The sequence below is a fragment of the Nguyenibacter vanlangensis genome, from assembly GCF_013376155.1.
GTDB lineage: Bacteria > Pseudomonadota > Alphaproteobacteria > Acetobacterales > Acetobacteraceae > Gluconacetobacter > Gluconacetobacter vanlangensis.
In genome coordinates this window covers 1-2,105 of the sequence record NZ_JABXXP010000498.1, presented here as the reverse complement: position 1 = coordinate 2,105, position 2,105 = coordinate 1, and the positions used below count along the sequence as shown (strand labels likewise).

Annotated in this window: 1 protein-coding gene and 1 pseudogene; one reads left to right on the top strand and one right to left on the bottom strand. The window is 65.8% G+C overall.

Going from position 1 to position 2,105, the window contains the following annotated elements:
• Positions 1-230: 230 nt before the first annotated feature.
• Positions 231-998 (bottom strand): annotated as a pseudogene (gene ppk2 / locus HUK84_RS15805) (polyphosphate kinase 2); the annotation flags it as partial.
• A 412-nt stretch (positions 999-1,410) separates the two neighbouring features.
• Here ppk2 and HUK84_RS15800 point away from each other — a divergent pair.
• Positions 1,411-2,105 (top strand): MFS transporter (locus HUK84_RS15800; RefSeq protein WP_374729375.1); only part of this gene is annotated, 695 nt, incomplete at its 3' end.

Genomic DNA, 2,105 nt, shown 5'->3' with positions numbered 1-2,105 from the left:
TGGGCTTCGGCGCCCGGCTGCTGGGCCCGTTCTTCGCGCGGCCGGCCGCCTGGCGGGTGCTGGATGGCGCGGTCGCGGCGATCATGCTGGCCCTGGCCGCCAACCTGGTCATGCGTGGCCTGGGTCCGCTGAAGCTGGTGCTGTGAGGCCGAAATCCGGCGGACCGGCGACCTGATCGACCGGGCGGGGGTGAAAACCCGCCCGGTCATTCCATCGGTCCGGCCATCACGTCAGTAAAGCTGGGGAACGATCATTCCCTCGGGGGTCGGCTGGCGGGCATAGTCGGGGTGATAGACCCGTTCCGGCAGGATGACCTCGGGCTTGGTGACCTCGGCATAGGGAACCAGCGACAGGAGATGCGCCATGCAGTTCAGCCGCGCGCGCTTCTTGTTCACCGCCGGCACCACCCACCAGGGCGCTTCCTCGATGTTGGAGCGTTCCAGCATCTCGTCCTTGGCCAGGGTATGGCCTCCCACCGGCGCCGGCTCTCCAGGTCCATCGGGCTGAGCTTCCATTGCTTCAGCGGGTCTTCGATCCGCGCGCGGAAGCGCATTTCCTGTTCCTCGTCGGTGATGGAGAACCAGTATTTCACCAACTGAATGCCGCTACGGACCAGCATGCGCTCGAATTCGGGCACCGAGCGGAAGAATTCCGCATAGTCCGAGTCGGTGCAGAAATTCATGACCCGCTCCACACCGGCGCGGTTGTACCAGCTTCGGTCGAACAGCACGATCTCGCCCGCCGCCGGCAGGTGGGCAACATAGCGCTGGAAATACCATTGGGTGCGTTCGCGGTCGTTCGGCGCGGGCAGGGCGGCGACCCGGCAGATGCGCGGGTTCAGGCGCTGGGTGATGCGCTTGATGACCCGGCCCTTGCGGGCGGCGTCGCGGCCTTGGAAGATGATGACCGTGCGGTGGCCGGTCCCAGTCCTGTGATTATGCCAGATCGCCCTGCAGGCGCAGCACTTCCAGGAAAGAATGTCTGCGGAACGCGGTGCTGTCGTCGGAATCCGTTCCGGCCGAACGGTGGCTGATGCGCTTGCGGCACGGGACGCAGGCCCGTGTCCGAGGCGCCAGCATAGCGCGCGCCACCGGGGCGGCAGGGCGGGATTAAAATTTCATCAAACTGTGACGTCGTTGCAGGTGCGATCAGGCCTTTTCATGGCCGAACAGGATATGATGCGCGGCCAGGCTGACCGCGCTGCGGCTGAGCGTGCCGAGGATCTGGCCGTGGCCTGCCGGAAATATCGGCCTTCGCCCGCAAAGACGTCCTATTTTTTATTTCGGTTGATAAACTATCTTCCTGCCAATAGAACTTTGCGTACTCCAAAAGGTCGGGGTGGGGCGAGACGGGTGCATGGCGGACTGTTCCGGTCCGTCGCCCGGGGCGCGCGAAGCAGGGAGCTGCATGGTGACTCTTTCGTCCATCGACGGATCGGCCGTCGTCAGCCCGGACACAGGTCATTTGGCCGTCGGCGGCCCCGCCGGGGCCTATGGCTGGCGGCCGATCGTCGTGATGGCGATCCTGTTCTTCAGCATCGGCTTCGTCACCTGGCTGAACGGGCCGCTGATCACCTTCGTGCAGCTTGCCTTCAATCTGAGCGACGTGGCGGCGTTCCTGGTGCCGGCCTGTTTCTATCTGGCTTATTTCGTCTTTCCGCTGCCCGCGACCTATGTGGCGCGCCGCACCGGGTTGAAAACCGGCATGGCGGTGTCGCTGATGGTCATGGCGGGCGGCTCGGCCGTCTTCGGCGAATGCGTGACCGCGCGCTGGTATCCCGGCGCGCTGGCCGGGCTGGCCGTGATCGGGGCGGGGCTGTCGCTGCTGCAGATCACCATCAATCCCTATGTCAGCCTGCTGGGCCCGCATGCGCGGGCGGCGCAGCGCATCGCCATCATGGGGACTGCGAACAAATGCGCGGGCATCGTCGCCCCGCTGGTCTTCGCGTGGCTGGTGATGCGCGATATCGGCGGGATCGCGGCGCAGGTCCAGGCCGCACCGGACCACGCGGCGCGCGACGCCATCCTGGCGCGCTTCACCCATGCGGTGCATGCGCCTTATCTGGCGATGGCGCTGCTGCTGGCGGGCATGGCGGTGTGGGTCCT